Raw genomic sequence first — 21,448 nt, 5'->3', positions numbered from 1 at the left:
GTGTGGCTGGTCGTCCTCTCAGACCAGCTACTGATCGTCGCCTTGGTGAGCCTTTACCTCACCAACTAGCTAATCAGATATCGGCCGCTCCAGGAGCACAAGGCCTTGCGGTCCCCTGCTTTCATCCTTGGATCGTATGCGGTATTAGCGTAACTTTCGCTACGTTATCCCCCACTCTTGGGCACGTTCCGATATATTACTCACCCGTTCGCCACTCGTCAGCGGAGCAAGCTCCCTGTTACCGTTCGACTTGCATGTGTAAAGCATGCCGCCAGCGTTCAATCTGAGCCAGGATCAAACTCTTCAGTTCAATCTCTGTTGTTCCGATACTGCTATCGGAGGTCACTCACTCAAGATACTGACGAATCATCCGAAGATGATTACGTTTATTTCTTGTGCAAGCGTTTGATGCTATATATTTTGAGCTTCCGGACCGAAGTCCGGGGCACATCACATCAAACGCCCACACTTATCGACTGTTGATTGTTAAAGAATTCTGCCCTTGAAGGCCCGCTGCGGATCTTTCAGACCCGGCGACAAATCGTTGTGTTTGTCAGCAGCAGAGAAGCGAGATTATCAGGTGTTTCTTACGATCCGTCAACCCCGCTTTTTGTCTCACATCAACTTGCCTGTTTCACTTTCGTGTCAGTCGCGTTGCTGCGAGGGACAGGACTATAGCAAAGGCCCTGCCCGTCCGCAAGCCCTTTCCCAAAAAATCATGGGCGGCGGGTGCGCAAGCCGTCTACCTCGGCCCGCAAGGCGGTGCGGTCGGCATTCAGCGATTCGAGCTGCGCACGCAAGGCCTTCAGTTCCGATGCGTAGTTGTCGCGCGCCGTGACGGCCCCGACCAGGTCCATTTCAGCGGCCAGCCGGGCGTCGGAATCCGTGGCCGCCGAGGCAACGCTGCGCTCCAGCTGCGCGCGCAGATCCGCCAGCTGGCGGTCCTTGCCGTCGATCGCCAGCTGGTCCTTGGCTTTGCCGACCAGTGCATTGGTCGCCACTTCGCGGGCGTCGCGCAACTCGATCGTCAGGCGATCGATCTGTTCGCCCCGCTCGGCCGCCAGCGCATTCGCCGTGGACAACTGGGCCAGCAGGTCATCGCGCTCGGCTTCCAGCATTTCGCCGGAACGGGCCAGTGCTTCGAGGTCGCTCTCCGCCTGTGCCAGCTTGTCGCGGTTGCCGGCGCCGGACTGCTCGGCGAATTGCCGCGCCCAGTCGGCCAGCGCCGCCGCCAGCTGTTCGGGAATTTCCGCCTTCGGCGGCTCCGGTGGCGGCACATTGTCGGCACGCCATGCGGACAAATGCTTGTGGATGGCGGTGGGCGAGCCGGCACCGAGGGCGTCGCGCACCGCCTCGACCGTTACCTGATTGCCGTCGTTTTGCAGCGCTGTCGCGGCCGCTGCCACCTCGTCGAATGTTGGGGTCTGGTCCTGCATGTCGTATCCGTTTTGTGAAGCGCGCAGCTTACTACAGATGCTTTTCTCCCGGCACTACCTTGCTGGCTTCGAAGCACTTCCCCACAGCAAAAACGTGGTATCCCCGCACGCCATGTATACAAGCACAACAAAAACGTCATGCCCCATCGCCCCTCCTCAGCCCTGCTGCGACGCCACGAGCGCCACGCCCTGCCCTTCATCGGCGCGCTGGATGCGCACGATGTGCAGCGCGTCGGCGTTCTCGACCAGTACGCACGCCTTGCCCGTGCGCTTGCAGTGATCCTGGACGCGCCAGTAGGCGCCGTGGCTCATGCAGCCGGTCTGGCAGATCACCAGGTCGGCGGCGGCGAGATCTTCTTCGAGGTCCGCCAGGCCATCGGCATGCTCCGCCCGTGCCGGCGCGAAGGCCCGCCGCACATCGCGCTGCTGCAGCTCGTCCGACAGTTCGCGCACGCGCGCCTGCAGCGCCTCCACGTGCCGGGCCAGGGCCTCGCGCTTCGGCAAGCCGGGGATGGACTGTTCTAGCGCCGCGCGGTCTTCCCGTGCCCAGGCCAGCGCGGTTTCCCGCTTCACGAGCTCCATGCGCAGCCGCATGGCCTGCGCATCGAGCCGGGCGATTTCCAGTGCCTGCGAACGGATCACCTCACTGCACCGAGCCTGCGCCTCGCCATGTGCCCGCAGCAGCGCGGCATGTTCCTGGAGCAAATGGTCGAAGTCGTCGGGGGTGAAGTGCATCGTGTGATCCTTTATGAAACCCTGGCTTGAATGCCAATTCATTTTAAATGAGAATAATTCTCATTACAATGACAAGCAGTATGGCGGCGGGGCTTTAAAGTACCCTTAATACCGTGCGAAAACCGATATGGCTGGCGCCAAGGTCCGCTTCCTGCGATTCGCGGGCGGCGGCGCGATAGCGCACGCAATAGCTGGGCGAACACAGGAATGAGCCGCCCTTGATGACAGCGGGCTCGTTCGCGCGCCGCGCACCGGCAGCGGCGGCAACCGCTGATGTGTCGCCGTTGGCGTGCGGCTGGCGCGCGCCGGTATAGGGATCCTTCGTCCACTCCCAGGCATTGCCGATCGTGTCGTACAGGCCGAACGCGTTGGCCGCATAGCAGCCCACGGGGGCCAGCCCGGCGTGGCCATCCTGCGCCGCATCGGCCAGCGGGAACGGGCCTTGCCAGAAGTTGGCGGTGGGCCGGCCATTTCCGTCGACCGGCGCATCATCGAGCGCAGCGTCATCGCGCCCGCCCTTGGCCGCATATTCCCATTCCGCCTCGGTCGGCAGGTCGCGCCCCAGCCATCGTGCATACGCCAGCGCGTCGGCCCGCGTGATCATCGTGACCGGCAGGTTCGGTGGCGGCCCGGCCGGGGCGGTGCCGTCCACGGCGGGCCCGCCCGGTTGCCTCCAGTTCGCGCCGCGGACGTAACGCCACCAGGCGTAAGGCCGCGCGTCCAGCTCCGCCTGGTCCGGCCGGTGGAATACGGCCGCCGCACCCTCGCGTTCGGCCTGCGTCACGTAGCCGGTGGCACGCACGAAGCTCCCGAATTGCGCGTTCGTCACTTCGGTGCTGTCGATCCAGAATCCACGCACCGCTTCCCTGTGCGCCGTGGCAGGGCGCTCGTCCGGATAGCCGCGCGTGCTGCCGAAGACGAATTCGCCGTCCGGCACCCGCACCATTCCCGCGCGGACATCGGTCCCCCAACCCGCCGGCAGGCCGCCGGCCGACGCACAGAGCGATTCACTGCCCAGCGCGGATTGCGGCGACGCCACCGCGCCACTCCCCGCTTCCGTCCATGCGGCGAGGCCGATGCAGGCCAGCAGACCCGCCACTGTCAGCGGCTTGCTCCAATTTCCCGGCATGTCTCGCTCCTAGTAAAAGCCGGCTGGCCGCAACGGTTCCACGCCACCCACCGCCGTCATGTAGCGCTTCCATTGCGCCACCAGCTCGGCGACCACCGCCGGATGTTGCGCGGAGACGTCATGGTTTTCGGCACGGTCGGTGCGCAGGTCGAACAGCTGCCAGTGGCCGTCCACCGGCCCCTGCGGCGGTTCCATCCACACCGCCTTCCAGCGCCCGTCCGCGCTGAACACGTAGCCACGGCCATACGACTCGTCGGCCAGCGGCAGGCCGCGCGGCGCCGCCTGCGAACCGGCCAGCAGCGGCAGCAGCGAGGTACCGGTCACCGGATAGACATTGCGCCCCTGGTAGACGACCTTGCCCGCGTTGCGGTCGCGGCCCGTGGCGGGGTCGATGTCCGCCGGTGCCGGCCGGTCCGGTGGCGTGATGCCTGCCAGCGCCAGGAACGTGGCCGTGTTGTCGGTGACGTAGGTTGCATCTTTCACGTTCACGATCGCGCCCAGCCCCCGCCCTCCCGGCAGCCGCACGATCAGCGGTGTCGACACGCCGCCCTCGTGCGCGCTTCCCTTCACGTTGCGAAACGGCGCGGCGCTGACCTCGGCCCAGCGCAGCCCGTACTGGATGCGCTTGACCTGGTCGGTACCCAGCTTTGCGTACACTTCCGGCGCCGCATTGGCTTCGTCGGTGGTCTTCGGATCGGCACCGCCGTCGACCGGCCAGCCTTCGGCGCCGTTATCGGACTGGAACATGATGAAGGTGTTGTCGTACTCGCCGATGTCCTTCAGGTGCCGGATCAGCAGTCCGATGTTGTGATCCAGGTTGTCGACCATGCCGGCATAGATTTCCATGTAGCGTGCCTGCGCCTTCTTCTCCAGCGGCGACAGGCTGTCCCAGCTTTTCACGACCCGGCCCGGACCATGGTCGGCATGGCCCTGCGGCGCGCCGTTGACGGCGTTCACGTATTTCGCCTGCGGCGTGCCGCTGTTCGGCGTAGCCGGGGAACGGGTCAGGGTCTCCGGCAACCCGTCATGCGGCCGGAAACCGGCAGGCAGGATGCCCAGCTTCTTCATCCGTTCGATGCGCGCCAGCCGGATCGCGTCGTAGCCGGCGTCGTAGCGGCCCTTGTACTTGCTCAGCCACGGCTCCGGCACCTGCAGCGGCCAGTGCGGCGACGTGTAGGCCGCATACGCGAAGAACGGCTTGCCATCCCCCCGCTGCGAATCGATGTACCCGATCAGCTTGCGCGTGTAGAAATCGGTCGAATAAAAACCCGGCCCCGGCTGCACGAACCGGCCATCCTCGGCGTAGTTCTTCGCATCCGGCGCCTCGCCGCCGAAGTGGTTGCGCGCAGCGCCGGGCAGCAGCGCATAGCTGCGCTCGAAGCCCCAGGCGTCGGGCGTCCTGCCCTTGCCTTCGCGCCCGCCGCCCAGGTGCCATTTGCCGGCCATGTACGTATGGTAGCCGCCGTCGCGCAGCAATTGCGCGACCGACAGCGAACTCTCGTTCAGGTACCCTTCGTAGCCGGGCAGCCCCTTGCGCTCGTCGCGCGGCTCGCCCATCGTGCCCACGCCCACCAGGTGATGATCGGTGCCCGAGATCAGCATCGCGCGCGTGATCGCGCACACGGTGCCGGTATGGTGATTGGTCAGCAGCCGGCCTTCGCGGGCCAGCGCGTCCAGGTTCGGCGTCTCGATCTCGCCGCCGAAGGCGCCGATGTCCGAGTAGCCCAGGTCGTCCGCCATGATGTACAGGATGTTCGGACGCCTGGCCGCGGCAGCCGTCGTCTCAGGCACTTCCGGCGCCTTGACGGGGCCGCAGGATACCAGGACAGAGACGGCGGCAGCTGCCACGGCTGCCAGGGCGAGCCGGTGTGGAATGCGTGTCATGTCTTCTCCTCAGTAGTCGAAGCGTGCGTTGACGGAAACCTGGCGCGGCGCGCCGACCTGCAGCGAGTTCGAGCCGGTCGAATACCAGTAGGCGCGGTTGGCCAGGTTGTTTACCTGCAGCCGCAGCGTCACATAGTGATCGCTGATGCGCGTGCGCCATGCGCCGCCGGCGTTGAGAAGCGTTACCGCGGGCACTTCGAACGTGTTCGCGCTGTTGACCTTCTGCGCGCCCACGTAGCTCGCATCCGCGTGCAGCGACAGGCCGGTCACCCGCGGCACCCTCGCATTCACGCCCAGCACGGCCTGGAAGCGCGGCGTGCTTTCAATGCGGTTGCCGACGATGGCCGGCGTGGTGGCGCGGTATTCGGCATCGAGCCACGTCGCGCCGGCGTTGACCGTCAGCCAGCGCCGCAGGTCGGCGTGGCCGGACACTTCCAGCCCCTGGTAGCGCAGCTCGCCGGCCTGCACATAGATGCCCTGCGGGTTGCTGCTGTAGTCGGCGTACGCGGCGCCGCGCTTGACGCGGAACAGCGCCGCGGAGGCGCCCCAGTTGCCGCGATCCGTCTTCAAGCCCAGCTCGGCCTGGCGGCTGGTCAGCGGCCGCAGCGCCTCGTTGGCATTGGCGTACGTGGTGCTGACGGTACCGCCGTCTTCCAGCGCCTCCACGTAGCTCGTGTAGAGCGTGGTATCGGACGAGGGCTTGTACAGCAGTGCCACGGTCGGCGTGGTGGGCTTCTCGTGGTAGTCCGAGGTCTGTGCGCCGGCCGCGTTCCAGTTCAGGTTGCGGTAATCCATGTAGCGCACGCCGGCCAGCACCGACCAGTGCTCGCCGAAGTCGACGTTGTCGCTGGCGAAGACGGACTTCTGCGCATAGTCCGAGATCTTGAAGACACGCGGATTGTTGACGGACGTATCGACCAGCGCCGGCGGCGGCGCATACAGGTTGCCGACCGTGCCCGGCCCGAACAGGCTGAGGGCCGACTGCACGTTGAGCATCCGGGTCAGCGTCTGCCGGCCGGCGCCGAACGAGACGCGGTGCTTCAGCGCGCCGGTCCGGAAGGCGCCTTCGACGATCGCGTTCACCGCGTGATACGTCAGCTCCGGCCGGTAGAACGGGTTCAGGCGATTGCTGTAGTTGCCCGACTGGCTGGTGAGGTACAGCGTTTCGATCGAGCTGTCGATGCGCTTCAGCGAATAGCCGTAGTTGACGTTCAGCTTCCAGTCCCTGTTGATCCGCCAGTCGATGGCGCTGGTGCCCATGTACATCGTCGAATCGTAGTAGGTACCCGGGTAGGCGCCCAGGTCGGCCTGGCCATCGAGCGCCACCGGCAGGCCGGCGCTGGCGGCCGGATAGACCTGCAGCGACACGGTCGGCACGCCGCCTTGCAGGTCGCGCTCCTGGTACAGCAGGTTCGCGCTCCATGTGACGTCCTGTGTCAGCCGTGCCTCCAGCGCCAGCGACGCCGCGTCGCGATCCAGTGCCGCGCCATTGTAGGTATCGCCTTCCTCGTGAGCGAGGTTCAGGCGGTAGCCGAAGCGGCCGTTGTCGCCGAAGCGGCCGCCGGTGTCGATATGCTCGCGCAGCAGGCCGCCGCTGGTATAACCTGCGGAAGCACTGAACGTGGACTGCCCGGTCGGCCGTTTCGTCACGTAGTTGATGATGCCGCCGGGCGCTGCGAAGCCATACAGGAAACCGGTCGCGCCCTTCAGCAACTGCACCGATTCCACCGTTTCCAGCGGCAGTTCCACGCCGTACATCTGGAACGGCTGGCCGTCGATCTTGTAGCCGTTGGTGAAGTCCAGCGTCAGGCCGCGCACGTTGATCGCGTAGGCGCTCTGCGTGTAGGTACCGCCTTTCGTGCTGACGGAGGCGTCTTCGGCAAACACGTTGGCCAGCGTGGTGACCTGCCTGTCCTCGAGCCTTTCGCTGCCGACGGTGGCGGTGGCGAAAGGCGTTTCCAGGTCGGACAGCGTACCGAGCGCACCGCGCGAACGGGCCTGCTTCGCTTCGCTCTCGCGTTCGCCGTTGACGGTCACGGTGAGCATGGCGCCGACGGCGGCTTCCTGCGCGATCGCATGGATGTGAGGCACGGCGGCAAACAGGCCGGCAACGAGCAGGCCAAGGCGCCGGCGAGGGACGCCCGGAAGGGAAGTATGCATGGTGGTTCCTGATTATTATGAACGGGAGCGGCAGCCGGCGATGCGCCCACGGATCGTGCGGGCGGCAACGCGGTGGAGCAATCGTCAGGTATGCGGGCACCATCGCGACAGGCACGCAGACACGGCAGCGCGTCTCAGTGCGGGTAGCACCGAGCGGCTTGACTGATTCGCATCATAAAAGCGGCGAACCAGATTCAGAAGGAATAAAAACGAGGATTGTTATACGGTGCTACATATAAGGAAGGCCACCGGTACGCACCAGGAGTGCCGCCATGCCAGCACCAAGGCGACCGCCGGACCACCGGCTGCCAGCAGCGGCATCCACAGCAGCAGGCCAAAACCGGCGCCATGCCCGGCAATGCACGAAGCCGGCGCACCGGCCAGCTCAAGGGAAAGGCCTCAGGTGTTCAAGGTCATGAAGCCGCCATCGATCGGGTAATCGGTGCCGGTGATGAACGACGCTTCCTCGCTGCACAGGTACAGCGCCAGCGCCGCCACCTCGTCCGGCCGTGCCATGCGCCCGATCGGCTGCGTCTGCGACAGCTTCTCGAACATCTCCGCTTCGCGGCCCGGGTAGTTCTTCGCCAGGAAGCCGTCGACGAACGGCGTGTGCACGCGCCCCGGCGAGATCGCATTGCAGCGGATGCGGTCCCGCAGGTAGTCCTTTGCCACCGACAGCGTCATCGCCATCACCGCGCCCTTCGCCGTGGAGTACGCGAAGCGCTCCGCCACGCCGACCCATGCCGCCACCGACGCCATGTTGAGGATCACTCCACCGCCGTTCGCCCGCAGCTGCGGAATGGCCGCGTGCAGGCAGTTGTAGACGCCCTTCACGTTGACCGCCATCACGCGGTCGAAATCGGCCTCGCCGGTGGTATCGGCCTTGCCGATATGGGCGATGCCGGCATTGTTGACGAGGATGTCGAGCGGACCGATGGCGGCGAACGTGGCCAGCACCTCGGCCTGCACGGCCACGTTGCAGGCGTGCGCCGTGGCCGTGCCGCCGTCGCGGCGGATCTCCTGTGCCACTTCGCGGGCGGCATCCTCGCCGATGTCGAGCACATGGACGGGAGCGCCGCGGGCGGCAAAGAGCCTCGCGATGGCTTTGCCGATGCCGCTGCCGGCACCGGTGATGACGGCCTTCTTGTCGTTCAGTTCAAACACGTTTCAATGCTCCGTTGGTAAGTGGAGGAACGGGCGCCGCGCTGCGTTCCAGTACCAGCACCGTGCGGGCGAACCAGGCGACGACGAGGAAGCACACCAGCGGCACGCCGTAGCCCAGCTGGATGCTGTGCGTGACGTCGCTGATGAAGCCGAACGCCAGCGGCAGCAGCGCGCCGCCGACGATGGCCATGATGATCAGGCTGCTGCCCATTTCCGTGTGCGCGCCGGCATCCTTGATGCCGAGGGCGAAAATGGTGGGAAACATGATCGACATGAAGAACACGATGGCGATCACCGCCATGACGCAGGCCATGCCGCTGGCGAACATCGTGAACACGGACAGCAGCGAGCACACCAGCGCGTACGCCAGAAGCAGCCGGGCCGGCGCCACGTACTTCATCGCGCAGGTGCCGGCGAAGCGCCCCGCCACGAAGGCCACGCCGCATCCCCAGCCCAGGTAGTCGGCCGCCGCGACCTGCGACAGGCCGGCCGCGCCGGCGGCGAACAGGATGAAGAAGCTGAACACGCAGACCTGCGCGCCCACGTAGAAGAACTGGGCGACGACGGCACGCCGGATCGGCCCGTGCCGCCACGCGCGCGCGATGGCACCGGTGACCCGCTCGCCGGGATCGACGACCCGGCGCTCCGGCTCCGGCAGGCGGATGAAATAAAACACGATGGCGATCGCGAAGATCACCAGTCCCAGCACCAGGTATGGCCCCTTGACACTGGCCGCTTCCGCCGCCAGCGCCGCCTGCCGGGCGCTTTCCGCCATGGTCTGCAATTGCGCGTCGCTGGCGCCCTCGACGAGGATCAGCCGCGCGCCGACGATCGGCGCGATCGCCGCGGCCAGGCCGTTGAACGATTGCGCCAGGTTCAGGCGCTGGGTCGCGCGCTCGGGCCGCCCCAGCAGCGCGGCATATGGATTGGCCGCCGTTTCCAGCAGCGTCAGGCCGCAGGCAATGATGAACAGCGCGGCCAGGAACACCGCATAGCGGTGCGTGTCGGCCGCCGGCAGGAACAGCAGCGAGCCGATGCCGAACAGCAGCAGGCCGGCGATGATCGTGCACCGGTAGCCGGCGCGGCGGATCAGCATGCCGGCCGGCAGCGCCATCACGAAGTACGCGATGTAGACCGCCGAATCGACCAGCGCGGCCTGCAGCACGGTCAGGCTGAACGAGCGGCGCAGGTGCGGGATCAGGATCGGGTCGAGGTTATGGACGAAGCCCCACAGGAAGAACAGCGTGGTGAGCATCAGGAAGGCGAACTTGTAGGAACGCCGGGCGGTCGGTACGGTCATGTCTAACGTCTCCAGTGTGGGCCGCGTACTTTGCGCGGCCCTGTTTGGGTTAGGACAACTACCTGCTGTAACCTGCTACGACATGGTGCCGCAACGGGGCGCGGCGGAGGAACGTCATGCGTCGATCAGTTCCTCGTTCCATGCATGCACGGTCTGCTGCTGCACGCCCAGGCCGGCGATCCCCAGGCGCATCACGTCGCCGGCCTTCAGGTAGACCGGATCGGGCTTCTGGCCCAGGCCCACGCCCGGCGGCGTGCCGGTGCTGATGATATCTCCCGGATGCAGCGTCATGAAGCGGCTGATGTAGCTGACCAGCTGCGCCACCGTAAACACCATCGTGCGCGTGCTGCCCTGCTGGTAGCGCTTGCCGTTCACTTCCAGCCACAGATCGAGGTTTTGCGGGTCCGGCACTTCGTCGGCCGTCACCAGCCACGGGCCGACGGGCCCGAAGGTGTCGCAGCCCTTGCCCTTGTCCCACTGGCCGCCCCGCTCCAGCTGGTATTCGCGTTCGGACAGGTCGTTGACCACGCAATAGCCGGCCACGTAGCCCAGGGCCTCGCTTTCCTCCACATAGCGCGCGCGGGTGCCGATGACGACGCCCAGCTCCACCTCCCAGTCGCTCTTGACGGAACCGCGCGGCAGCACCACCGCGTCGTTGGCGCCGACGATCGCGCTGGTGGCCTTCATGAACAGTACCGGCTCGCTGGGCACCGCCATGCCCGATTCGGCCGCGTGGTCGGAGTAGTTCAGGCCCACGCATATGAGCTTGCCGGTATCGGCGACGATCGGCGCCAGCCGCACCGGTGCCGGCACGGCGGGCAGCGTGCCCCAGTCGAGCGCTTTCAGGCGGGCCAGCGTTTCGCTGCCCAGCTGGGCCGACGTGACGTCGGGGATATGGCCGGACAGGTCGCGGATACGGCCTTCCGGATCGAGCAGGCCGGGTTTCTCGTCGCCCTTCGGGCCATGGCGCAGCAATTTCATGGGTTTCCTTTGCAGATGTCGGTGGATGTTCGATGCGTATTCAGGAAACCCGCGGCACGGGGGCACGCGGGTCGATCAGGCCGTTGCCGGCCAGCGTGGCCCACAGGCCGGGGGGGATGGCTTGCGCGAACCAGGCCGCGTTCTGGCGCAACTGCGCCGGACTTTGTGCGCCGGGAACGCACGCGACCACGGCCGGATGGGCCATCGGGAATTGCAGCGCGGCCGCCTGTACCGGCACGCCGGCTTCGCGGCAGGCGGCGGCGATCGCCTCGACGCGCGCAACGATGTCCGCCGGCGCATCTTCGTAGTTGAACTTGCGGTTGCCGGCCAGGATGCCGGAATTGAACGGCCCGCCGATGACGATGCCCACGCCCCGCTCCGCGCAGCGGTCCAGCAGAGGTTCCCGCGAGGCCTGTTCCAGCAGCGTGTAGCGGCCGGCCAGCAAGGCGCAGTCCAGGTCGCATTCCCGCAGTGCGTCCGCCACCACCTGCCACTCGTTGACGCCGAGGCCGAACGCATGGATGCTGCCCTCGTCGCGCAGTTTCGTCAGTGCGCGGAAGCCGCCGCCATGCGTCAGCTGGTCCCAGTAGAAATCGTGCCGGGCACCGTGCGTGACCCGGCCGATATCGTGCACGTACAGGATGTCGACGAAATCCATGCCCAGGCGCTGCAGGCTGTCCTCGTGCGAACGCAGGACGCCTTCGTATGTGTAGTCGAAACGGGGACGGAACGGCAGCGGCGCCGCCCAGCCGCAGTCGCCGGGCCGCACCGAGCGGTCGGGTTCCATCAGGCGCCCGACCTTGGTGCTGATCACATAGTCGCCGCGCGGCCGTCCACGCAGCGCGGCACCGAGCCGGTGCTCGGACAGCGTGAAGCCGTAGTACGGCGCCGTATCGAAGTAGCGGATGCCGAGCTCCCAGGCGGTATCGACGATGTCCCGCGCGGCGGTGTCGTCCATCGCCTCGTACAGGCCGCCCAGCTGGGCGCAGCCAAGCCCCATGCAGGTGCCCGGGGTACGGCCAACCAGGGTACGGCCGACCGGGGTACGGCCTGATGGAACCCGGCCGGCCGGAACGCGGCCGGTGCCGCCCGTTTCGCGATGTTCCATCATGCGGCCTTCAGCGGAAAGCAGCCCGGCCCGGATGGCGCGGACGCATCGAACTGCTTGTACGTCAGGATGAATTCCTGGTGGCCCAGTGCCTCCGAGCAGGTCTCTTCGCCGTTCGCCACGCGCGCCACCAGGCCGACGATCTCGTCGCCCACCTGTTGCAGCGACGCCTGGCCGGCCAGGATGCGGCCGGCATTGACATCCATGTCCTCGGCCAGCCGTTCATAGGTGGCGGGATTGGCGCACACCTTGATGACCGGGGCGATGGCCGAACCGACCACCGAGCCGCGGCCGGTTGTGAACAGCGTGATGTGCGCGCCGCACGACAGCAGCTCCACGATCTCGGCATTGTCGGAAATGTTCGGGAAGCCGAAGCGCACTTCGCCGTCCGGCACCACGTCCAGCAGGTACAGGCCGCCGGCGGCCGGCTGGTCGCCCGGCTTCAGGATGCCCGCGATCGGCGACGCGCCGCTTTTCGCGTAGGCGCCCAGCGATTTTTCCTCCTGCGTGGTCAGCCCGCCGTCGGCATTGCCGGGGGCGAAGCTGCCGTGGCCCAGCACGGTGTAGTAGCGCGCCGCCTTGTCCACGCAGCGCACGATCGCGTCGCCCAGCTCGGGCGTGGCGGCACGCCGCTTCATGTGGAACTCGCAGCCCACCAGTTCGCCCGTCTCCTCGAAGATGCAGGTGGCGCCGGCGCCGACCAGCCGGTCGAACGCCACGCCCACGGCGGGGTTGGCGGTGATGCCGCTGGTGCTGTCGGAACCGCCGCAGATGGTGGCGACCACCAGTTCATCCATCCGCATCGGCACGCGCGGCTGGGCGGCCAGCGACTCCAGCGCCCAGCGCACCCACTCCACGCCGTCGGCCACGCTGGTGCGCGTGCCGCGGTTTTCCTGGATCGTGATCGTGTGGACCGAACGCCCGCTGGCGGCCACCTCTTCCTCCAGGCCGCGGCGGTTGAAGCTCTCGCAGCCCAGCGCCACGATCAGCGCCGCGCCCACGTTCGGGTGCGTAGCCAGCCGCTTCATCATGCGGTCGGCGTAATCGTTCGGGTAGCAGCCGGGAAAGCCGATCAGGTGCACCGGCCGGCCATGGAAGGCATTGACCACCAGCCGCGCCACGTGGTGCGCGCATTCGACCGTGTAGATGACGGCCACGACGTTGCGGATGCCCTTGCGGCCATCGTCGCGCAGGTAGCCGGACAGCGCCGGCAGCGAAGAGTGTTCGTCCATGATCAATGGGTGCTCCCGATGAAGGATGTGCTGTCGTCGGCCAGGGTATAGGTCGGGATGTAGTCGCTGGCGAGGTTGTGCGTGTGCAGGATCGCGCCCTGCGCCACCGGCGCCGTGACGCTGCCGATCAGCGCGCCGTAGCGCAAGACCTTGTCGCCGGGGGCCAGCGCGACGCGTGCCACCTTGTAGCCCAGCGGCACGGCTTCCGGCAGGCTGACACGCCTGCCATCGATGTCCACCACATCGCCGGCGGCCAGCTGCTGGCGGGCGATCAGGCAATTGTCCTCGGGTGACATCAGCAACAGCTGAGGTAACTGCGGAGGCGCATCTGGCGCCGGTTCTGGATGCATCGCGGCAATCTCCGTCAACTTGGTCGAGTTCAAATGTATTAAATATATTCAATACCGTCAACCGATTTATGCAGCGATGGTTACAGCAATCATCGGCATGATTGATTGCGCAAACATTTATACGACAATGTTGCTAGCGCAAACAAAAAACGTTTTACTTACAGCGTGGTTGTTTGTACGATAAATAAAAACAAAACAATGAAAACAGAACAGCGAAGCGCCCACGGAGGAGACATGAACAAGGCATTACCACGCGCCCTTGCCGGCGCCGCCCTGCTGCTGTGCAGCGCCATCAACGCCATTGCCGGGGACCGCACGATCGTCGTCGCGCAGGATGGCAGCGGCGATGTGCGCACGGTCCAGGAAGCTTTCGCCGCAGTCCCGGACAACAGTGCGGAGCGCACCGTCATCCTGGTCAGGCCCGGGGTGTACGACGGCCAGAAGATCCTGCGCAAGGAAAAGAAAAACGTTACCCTCCAAGGCGAGGCGGCAGACGCCACGATCCTCACCTGGCATGTGAATACCAACGAGGAGCAGCCGCCCGGCACCGACCCGCGCCACAAGGGCACCGCGCTGGTCGTGCTGGCGGACGATTTCCGCGCCGACAAGCTGACCTTCCGCAACACGTCCGGCGACCATGGCCAGGCACTGGCGCTGCGCATCGACGGCGACCGCGCGGTGGTCACCAACAGCCACCTGCTGGGCTGGCAGGACACGGTCATGCTGAACCATGGCCGGCACTATTTCCGCGACACGTACATCGAAGGCCGCGTCGATTTCATCTACGGCAGCGGCACCTCGGTGTTCGAGCGCTGCGAGATCCGCAGCAAGAACGGCGGCTACGTCACGGCAGCCAGCACGCCGCCCGAACGGCCCTACGGCTTCGTCTTCATCGACAGCCGGCTGACCAGCGATCCGGCACCGTGGACCGACCCCACCGGCAGGATCGAAACGAAGGCCCCCACTCCCCTGGCCTTCCTGGGCCGGCCATGGCGGCCGCACGGCGCGGTCGCCTTCATCAATACCGAGATGGGCGCCCATATCCGCCCGGGAGGCTGGAACAACTGGGGCAAGCCGGACAACGAGAAGACCGCCCGCTACGTGGAGTACAACAGCCGCGGCGACGGCGCCAGTCCCGCCAAGCGGGCCGGCTGGTCGCGCCAGCTGACCGATGCCGAAGCACGCCAGTACACCGTGGCGAACATCCTCGGCGGCAGCGACGGCTGGCGGCCGCTATGACGCGCCGCGCTCCGCCACCAGCGGTGACTTAAGGCCGCGGCAAGAGCGCCGTAACGCCAACCCGGCCCCGGGACACCGGGCCGGCTTCCGAATCCGTTTCATTACAAAGCCAGGCACGGCCGGCTCCGGCACGCCTGAACAGAACATCAAAACGCAATGGAGGAGACCATGAATCGCACCACACGCCGCAACTTCAAAGTTAAACGTTTAACGCAAGCCGTCTCGCTGGCCCTCGTTTCGCTCGTCGCCAGTCCCGCCGCGCTGGCCCAGCAGAGCTCCGGCGCCGCTGCCGATGCCAGCGCGGCGGCCGGGAACGGGCCGGTCCACCGGGTCGAGGTAGTGGCCACCCGCGCTTCGCAGCAATCCGGCATCGAGCGCAAGAAGAACGCCGCCACGGCGATGGATTCGATCGTGGCCGAAGACGTGGGCTCGCTGCCCGACCGCAACGTGGGCGAGGCGATCTCGCGCATGGCCGGCATCGTGCTCGACCGCGGCGACTATGGCGAGGGTGTGACGGTCTCGGTGCGCGGCAACGGCGCCGACCTGACCCGCGTCGAGCTCGATGGCCAGAGCGTGCAGTCGGCCGGCGGCACCGACGCCGGCGGCACGGGCGGTGCGAACAGCCGCGGCACCGAGTTCCGCCAGCTGTCCGCCGACCTGATCAAGAGTGTCGACGTGGTGAAGGGCTCGACGGCCGACATGACCGAAGGCGCGCTGGGCGGCGGCATCGTCATCAAGACCCGCACCGGCCTCGACTTCAAGAAACCGTTTGCCTCGCTGCGCCTGGGCGGCAGCCACAACTCGCTCGACAAGAAATGGAAGCCGGACGCCAACCTGATCCTGGCGAACAAGTATCTGGACGGCCGCCTCGGCCTGATGCTGAACGCCTCGCACAGCACGCTGAACAACGAGGCGCACTCGATGCAGGTGTCGCAGACGGCGCAGCAGGGCTACTACCGGCTGCTGGACTTCGATAACTCGCCGGAAAAAACCTATACCTTCCTGCCCAGCACCGTGGCAAGCGACGACAGCACGGCCACCACGCCGATCCTGCGCACGCCGATGGGCGGCGCCAACTTCCTCAATTCCGAATCGCCGCTGTCGCTGATCACCAAGTCGGCCGGCGCGCAGACCAAGCAGGATTGCCACAACCTGTTCCCGGACCTGTCGACCGCGCAGCTGGCGCAGATCCCGTCCGGCAGCCAGGGCGCGGCGCGGGCGCAGCGCGGCAACGAACTGCTCACCTGCCTGAACCAGTGGAACGACTACACGCCGTCGAACGTGCGCTACTTCATCAAGAAGGAACACGATCGCAAGGACAACCTCGATCTGCGCGGCGACTTCAAGGTGAACAGCAAGCTCACCGTGTATGCCAAGGGCAGCTTCAACCGCCGCGAAACGCGCATCGAGCAGATGACCTACCAGCTCGGCCTCGTGAAGAACCCGAACCAGCTGCCGAATCCGGTGGTCACGCCCGGCTATACGGGCCCGGCGTTCACCGACGACAACGTCAACAACGTGCGCAGCCCCACGGCCGGCTCGGGCTTCTACCTGTACCCGAACGGCTACTCGACGCGCTCGAACAATTACCCGATCGCGGGCGCCGTCACCAACATCGATCCGGCGTCCGTGCTGGTCGACCCGAGCCACCACCTGACGCGCTTCACGGTCTCGGACGGCCAGGCCATTCCCGACCAGACGCTGGAATTCGCCCGTACCGTCAGCCGCTACCTGCAGACGGGCGGCACCTACCGCAGCAACGGCCTGACCGCCGAATTCTTCCTGGCCGACGCGCGTTCCGACTTCCGCCGCGTGCAGCAGCGCCTGAGCTACACGCTCAATACCGGCCCGACCACGTTCGAGCTCGACCCGAGCGGCCTGTGGGGCTTCAATTTCCCGGCCGGCGTCAACCAGGCCGATCCCGCCGGCTATGCCGCGCTGTTCCCGCGCACCGTCGGCGGCGCCAACCTGGGCAACACCAACAACATCTTCCGGCCAAACTACCCCGCCGCCGTGCAGCCGCTGCGCACGATGTCGGCCAGCATCCTGTGGCTGCCGCAGATCCGCGAAACGGGCGAGCGCACCGCCAAGCTGGACGTGACGTACATGACGCCCGAGAGCATTCCGTTCTTCAAGCGCCTGAAGGCCGGCTTCAACCTGCGCGACAGCTACAGCAACTCGTGGGAAGGCGGCGCCGGCGACAAGACGGTCCGCGCGGCCCAGGGCACTTATGGCAAGGAAGGCTATGTGCCCGGCATCTACCTGCCGCAGGCGCGCGTCGACAACCGCTTCGAAGGCTGCCAGAACACCGCCGCGTCGCTGGCGCCGGGCGGCGACGCCTGCCAGTACGGCATGAATCCGCTGGGCGACCCGCGCAATGGCCGCGACCACGCCCTGGTGCTGACGCCGCAGGAGTACCAGAACATCATCGCGCAGACGCTGACCAAGCCGGCCACCGGCTCGTCCTTCTTCCACGGCGCCAAGGACCGCCCGTCGATCCTGCCGCAGAACTGGATGGGCATCGATATCGCCAATGCCGTCAAGCTGACCGACTTCGCCAACCGCAACTGGGACTGCGTGCAGACCTGTACGGCCACCGACGGCAAGGTGTACGACCAGCCGGTCAACAAGCTCAAGGAACGCATCGACGCGTTCTACCTGATGACCGACTTCGGCCTGGACCGCGTGCCGTTCACCGGGCGGGAACTGCCGTTCGGCCTGGAACTGGACGGCAACGTGGGCGTGCGCTACGTGCGCAGCCGCGTCAACGGCACCGGCACGATGACGTTCACCTCGTACTCGAAAACGGCACTGTACGATGCCGAAGACCCGAACAATTCGGCCGGCTACGTGCAGTCGTCGATCGTGCAGAACACGTCCGTCGATGCCTCCACCACGGACGTTCTGCCCAGCCTGAACCTGGCGACATGGCTGCGCCCCGACGAACTGGTGCTGCGCTACAGCGTCGCCAAGACCGTGGCGCGGCCGCCGATCCAGCAACTGCTGCCGGCCAGCACCTGCATCTACGACGAACGCGCGGCGGACCTGGATTCCGATGGCACGCAGCGCTGCAACGGCACGATCGGCAACCCGGCGCTGCAGGCGCGCAAGAACGTCAACCAGAACCTGTCGCTGGAGTACTACCCGAACCGCGACACGATGTTCAGCCTGGCCTACTTCACGCAGAAGGGCAAGGTGGGCCAGTTCATCACCGAGGGCGTCAGCGGTGGCCAGCTGTTCGCCGGTTCCGACCTGGTGGATCCGCAGACGGGCGTGAAGCTGTCCGACCTGCCGTTCAACTACTCGACCTACGTGAACGGCCCGGTATCGACGCGCAGGGGCGCCGAATTCTCGACGAAGACGGCGTTCACGTTCCTGCCGGGTCTGCTGTCGAACACGGGCTTCGATGCCAACTACACGAAGGTGAAGTCGAAGCACGTGAACGCGGCGATCGTCGACCTGCTGACCGGCACCGCGCTGCCGCCCGCGCTCGAGTCGGATTCTCAGTACAACGTCGCGCTGTGGTACGACGATGGCCGGCTGTCGGCCCGCGTCGCGCTGCAGGGCGCCGCCGCATGGTTCAAGTGCATCTCGCCATGCACGCAGGCCCCGCGCGAGCTGATCAACTATCCGGCACAGGGCGTGGTCGCCAACAATTCCACGCCGAAGATCTACTCGCCCGGCTCGCCGAACTTCAAGGACGCCACGCGCTTCATCGATGCGAAGATCGGCTGGAAATGGCGCCCGGACGTGGAATTCTTCATCGAAGGCCGCAACATCGGCAACGTCAGCACCACGACCAGCCAAGGCCAGTACGCGCCGCTCAGCGACGGCGTGCCGAACCTGCTGGACTACGCCTACGCCGGCCGGCGCATCATGGTCGGCGTGTCGTTCCGCACGCTGTAAGGCGACACCGGTGCCGGCCCCTGCAAAGGCCGGCACGTCCTGTTCTCCCCCGCTGGTTTGTTCTTCAGGATGGCGGCGCCGGGTTCCCATGGCCGGGCGTGTACACTTCGGCCGTGCCGGCTCTGCATCGCCAGAGCCGTCCCCGACGTCAACGACCTGAAGAACTGCCATGAAGATATCGAACTCCCTTCCCGCGTGGACCATCGCCGCGCCCATCGCCGCCTGGCTGCTGCTGGCCGGCAAGGCCGCCGGCCTCGACCAGATGCTGGGCGGCGCCTACATCGCGCTGCTGGCCGCCGGCCTGTTCGCCGGCGTGCTGGCCGCCGTGTTCCATGCCGAAGTGGTGGCGCACCGCATCGGCGAGCCGTACGGTACGCTGGTGCTGGCGGTGGCCGTCACGTCGATCGAGGTCGCGCTGATCGTCTCGCTGATGATCGCCGGCGGCGAAACGACCACGGGCCTGGCGCGCGACACAGTGTACGCCGCGGTGATGCTGATTTTGAACGGCATGGTCGGCATCTGCCTGCTGGCCGGCGCGCGGCGCCATGGCGAGCAGCGCTTCACGCAGACCGGGGTGTCCGCCGCGCTGGCCACGCTGTCGGCGATCGCCGTGCTGACGATGGTGCTGCCGAACTACACGACCACCACGCCGGGACCCTACTACAGCGGCAGCCAGCTGGTCTTCATCGCCGTGATCTCGCTGGTGTTGTACGGCACTTTCGTGCTGGTACAGACCGTGCGGCACCGCGACTACTTCCTTCCCGAGGTCGCCACCGCCGACGAGGCAGTGCACGCGCCGCCGCCGTCCAGGAAGATCATGTGGTGGAGCTGCGCCCTGCTGCTGGCCTGCCTGGGCAGCGTGGTGCTGCTGGCCAAGTCGCTGTCGCCGCCGCTGGAAGCGGCCGTGCTGGCACTGGGCGCGCCGAAGGCGCTGGTCGGCATCATCATCGCCGCGGTGGTGCTGCTGCCCGAAGGGATCGCCGCATTCCAGGCGGCGCGCGCGAACCGGCTGCAAACGAGCCTGAACCTGGCGCTCGGTTCGGCGCTGGCCAGCATCGGCCTGACGATTCCGGCGGTGGCCATCGTCTCGCTGCTGAACGGCTGGACGCTGTCGCTGGGCATCGACGTCAAGTCCACCGTGCTGCTGCTGCTGTCGATCATCGTGGCCACGATCTCGCTGGGCAACGGCCGCACCACGATCATGCAGGGCATGGTGCACGTGGTGATCTTCGCGGTTTACCTGTTCGTCACGATCGTGCCGTAAGCTCCGGACTGGCCGGCACGCCGGCCAGCTTGCGGACCAGCCACGTCAGGCCGTCGAACGGGCGCGAGGCAATCGCCAGTTGCGCGTTCACGCCGCGCCCGGCCAGCACGCGCTCGGCCGCCATGTAGCCGGACTTCACGGCGCTTTCCATCGTGCACGGCAGGCGCGTCTGCACCCAGTCGCCGGCCAGCACCAGGCCCGGTACCGGGCTTTCCGGCGCCGGCCGGCTCATCTCGAATCCCGTCCCCGGGCACGGAATCGCCATCGGCACGCGGTGCACGCGCGCATGCACCAGGCGCGCGCTTGCCGCCGCCGGCGCCCCCTCGGCCAGTTCGCGCAAGGTGGCCTGGACGACGTCGTCGTCGCTCATGCGATGGGCACGGTGGCTATGGATGATGTTCGAGCCGATCACCGTCGCCCTGCCCTGCCAGCCGGCGCGGATCTGGCGCAGGTCGTAGAAATCGTAGTTGAGCCGCTCCGGCGAGTACAGGTGGGACCAGAAACGCTCGACCTCGAACGCACGGTCGAACCACAGGTAGACGCAGATATACGGGCTCGGTTCGAATCCGGCCAGCCGGCGGAACGGCGCCGTCGCGCGCCATGCCGGCGGCACGATGCCGTCCAGCGCCATGGGCGGCAGCGCGCTGACCACCTCGCCGGCGATGCGCGTGCCGTCCGCCAGCACGATGCCCTCGGCGCGCTCGCTGCCGAGGAAGCCGGCCACCGGCGCGTTCAGCGACACCGCGCCGCCTGCCGCCGCGATGGCTTGCGTGGCCTGCGTTGCATACAGTTCGGCCAGGCCGACGGCGCCAAAACCGAAATGCAGTCCGCGGTAGTTACTCAGTAGCGCATGGATGCGCAGCAGCGATGCGGCCGAACAGCGCTCCAGCGGCACGTTGGTCACCACCATCGCGGCGAAGCGCCACCACCAGTCGATCATGCGCTCGCTGACGCCCTTGTCGCGCAGGAACCGCTCGGCGGTGGTGCCGTCGAGCCGCGCCACGTCGGCCTCGTGGAAGGTCATGCCGCTCCAGGCCAGGCGCGCCATCGACAGGTTGTCGAGCATTGTCAGCCCCGGTGCCGGCAGCGCGCTCGGCACCAGGCTGAGCGGAGGCGGCAGCGGCGCGTGCCGCAGGTGCACCGGCCGCGGCTTGCTGGCCAGCGCCAGCACCTTGCGCGGCTGCCAGGTGATCAGATGCGCGGTACCCAGGCGCCGCAGCAGGGCCAGCACGTTGTGGTATTCGGAGTGGAAGATGTGCGGACCGATGTCGACCGTGTCGCCGGTCGCGTTGTCGCGCCAGCTGGCGGCGCGCCCGCCCAGCCGTTCGCCGGCCTCGAACACGCGGCAGCGCAGGCCGTGGTCGGCCAGTGCCACGCCGCACGCCAGGCCGGCCAGGCCGCCACCGATGATCAGTACGTCTTCAGCCACCTGCCCTCCCGCGCCATCCCCTGGACGGGCCGATGATAGGCGAGCGCCGCGGCATCCGATGTGCGGCCGCGTACGCAAACCGCGATGCGGCAATGCAGCAGGGATGTGTGAATTTGCGACGTTAACCGTGC

At 66.8% G+C, this 21,448-nt stretch carries 16 protein-coding genes and 1 rRNA gene; 3 read left to right on the top strand and 14 right to left on the bottom strand.

Going from position 1 to position 21,448, the window contains the following annotated elements:
- The 13 genes from ACY34H_RS26455 to ACY34H_RS26395 form a co-directional block, all read right to left on the bottom strand.
- Positions 1–310, bottom strand: a 16S ribosomal RNA gene (locus ACY34H_RS26455); the annotation flags it as partial.
- Between the two features lie 406 nt (positions 311–716).
- Positions 717–1,436, bottom strand: a complete 720-nt coding sequence (locus ACY34H_RS26450; protein ID WP_464980413.1) for a DNA-binding protein — start codon at positions 1,434–1,436, stop codon at positions 717–719.
- 156 nt (positions 1,437–1,592) lie between these two features.
- On the bottom strand, positions 1,593–2,171 hold the full coding sequence (locus ACY34H_RS26445; RefSeq protein ID WP_464980412.1) for a DUF2325 domain-containing protein: 579 nt from the start codon (positions 2,169–2,171) through the stop codon (positions 1,593–1,595).
- A gap of 94 nt (positions 2,172–2,265) precedes the next feature.
- Positions 2,266–3,300 (bottom strand): formylglycine-generating enzyme family protein, encoded by a 1,035-nt coding sequence (locus tag ACY34H_RS26440; protein WP_464980411.1) that lies wholly within the window; start codon positions 3,298–3,300, stop codon positions 2,266–2,268.
- 9 nt (positions 3,301–3,309) lie between these two features.
- Entirely contained in the window at positions 3,310–5,184 is a 1,875-nt protein-coding gene (locus ACY34H_RS26435; RefSeq protein WP_464980410.1) for an arylsulfatase, read from the bottom strand.
- 9 nt (positions 5,185–5,193) lie between these two features.
- On the bottom strand, positions 5,194–7,344 hold the full coding sequence (locus ACY34H_RS26430; protein ID WP_464980409.1) for a TonB-dependent siderophore receptor: 2,151 nt from the start codon (positions 7,342–7,344) through the stop codon (positions 5,194–5,196).
- A 219-nt stretch (positions 7,345–7,563) separates the two neighbouring features.
- Positions 7,564–7,728 (bottom strand): DUF3325 family protein, encoded by a 165-nt coding sequence (locus ACY34H_RS26425; protein WP_464980417.1) that lies wholly within the window; start codon positions 7,726–7,728, stop codon positions 7,564–7,566.
- Positions 7,729–7,743: 15 nt separating this feature from the next.
- Complete coding sequence (locus ACY34H_RS26420) at positions 7,744–8,508, bottom strand: SDR family NAD(P)-dependent oxidoreductase (RefSeq protein ID WP_464980408.1); 765 nt, start codon at positions 8,506–8,508, stop codon at positions 7,744–7,746.
- Positions 8,501–9,808, bottom strand: coding sequence for an L-fucose:H+ symporter permease (gene fucP / locus ACY34H_RS26415; protein ID WP_464980407.1), 1,308 nt, complete (start codon positions 9,806–9,808; stop codon positions 8,501–8,503). The genes ACY34H_RS26420 and fucP overlap by 8 nt, the downstream gene beginning before the upstream one ends.
- Positions 9,809–9,922: 114 nt before the next feature.
- The gene (locus tag ACY34H_RS26410; RefSeq protein ID WP_464980406.1) at positions 9,923–10,789 is read right to left on the bottom strand and encodes a fumarylacetoacetate hydrolase family protein; all 867 of its coding nucleotides are present in this window, start codon (positions 10,787–10,789) and stop codon (positions 9,923–9,925) included.
- Positions 10,790–10,829: 40 nt separating this feature from the next.
- The gene (locus ACY34H_RS26405; RefSeq protein ID WP_464980416.1) at positions 10,830–11,789 is read right to left on the bottom strand and encodes an aldo/keto reductase; all 960 of its coding nucleotides are present in this window, start codon (positions 11,787–11,789) and stop codon (positions 10,830–10,832) included.
- Between the two features lie 107 nt (positions 11,790–11,896).
- Positions 11,897–13,129 (bottom strand): UxaA family hydrolase, encoded by a 1,233-nt coding sequence (locus tag ACY34H_RS26400; RefSeq protein WP_464980405.1) that lies wholly within the window; start codon positions 13,127–13,129, stop codon positions 11,897–11,899.
- 2 nt (positions 13,130–13,131) lie between these two features.
- A complete protein-coding gene (locus tag ACY34H_RS26395; RefSeq protein WP_464980404.1) occupies positions 13,132–13,479 on the bottom strand; it encodes a UxaA family hydrolase in 348 nt (115 codons plus the stop codon).
- Between the two features lie 234 nt (positions 13,480–13,713).
- Between ACY34H_RS26395 and ACY34H_RS26390 the strand changes: the two genes are divergently transcribed.
- The 3 genes from ACY34H_RS26390 (at position 13,714) to ACY34H_RS26380 (ending at position 19,888) form a co-directional block, all read left to right on the top strand.
- Positions 13,714–14,718, top strand: coding sequence for a pectinesterase family protein (locus ACY34H_RS26390; protein WP_464980403.1), 1,005 nt, complete (start codon positions 13,714–13,716; stop codon positions 14,716–14,718).
- A 168-nt stretch (positions 14,719–14,886) separates the two neighbouring features.
- Positions 14,887–18,624 carry a TonB-dependent receptor gene (locus ACY34H_RS26385; protein ID WP_464980402.1) on the top strand — a complete coding sequence of 1,246 codons (3,738 nt, stop codon included), beginning with the start codon at positions 14,887–14,889 and terminating at the stop codon, positions 18,622–18,624.
- Positions 18,625–18,793: 169 nt separating this feature from the next.
- The gene (locus ACY34H_RS26380) at positions 18,794–19,888 is read left to right on the top strand and encodes a calcium:cation antiporter (protein WP_464980401.1); all 1,095 of its coding nucleotides are present in this window, start codon (positions 18,794–18,796) and stop codon (positions 19,886–19,888) included.
- On the opposite strand, the gene ACY34H_RS26375 is transcribed toward ACY34H_RS26380, so the two are convergent.
- Positions 19,872–21,317 carry a hydroxysqualene dehydroxylase gene (locus ACY34H_RS26375; protein ID WP_464980400.1) on the bottom strand — a complete coding sequence of 482 codons (1,446 nt, stop codon included), beginning with the start codon at positions 21,315–21,317 and terminating at the stop codon, positions 19,872–19,874. The genes ACY34H_RS26380 and ACY34H_RS26375 overlap by 17 nt on opposite strands.
- Positions 21,318–21,448: the final 131 nt, after the last annotated feature.

The organism is Pseudoduganella sp. jia 9 (genome assembly GCF_055502615.1).
Note: the sequence above shows the minus strand (reverse complement) of the source record. Positions and strands in the feature narration are given on the sequence as shown.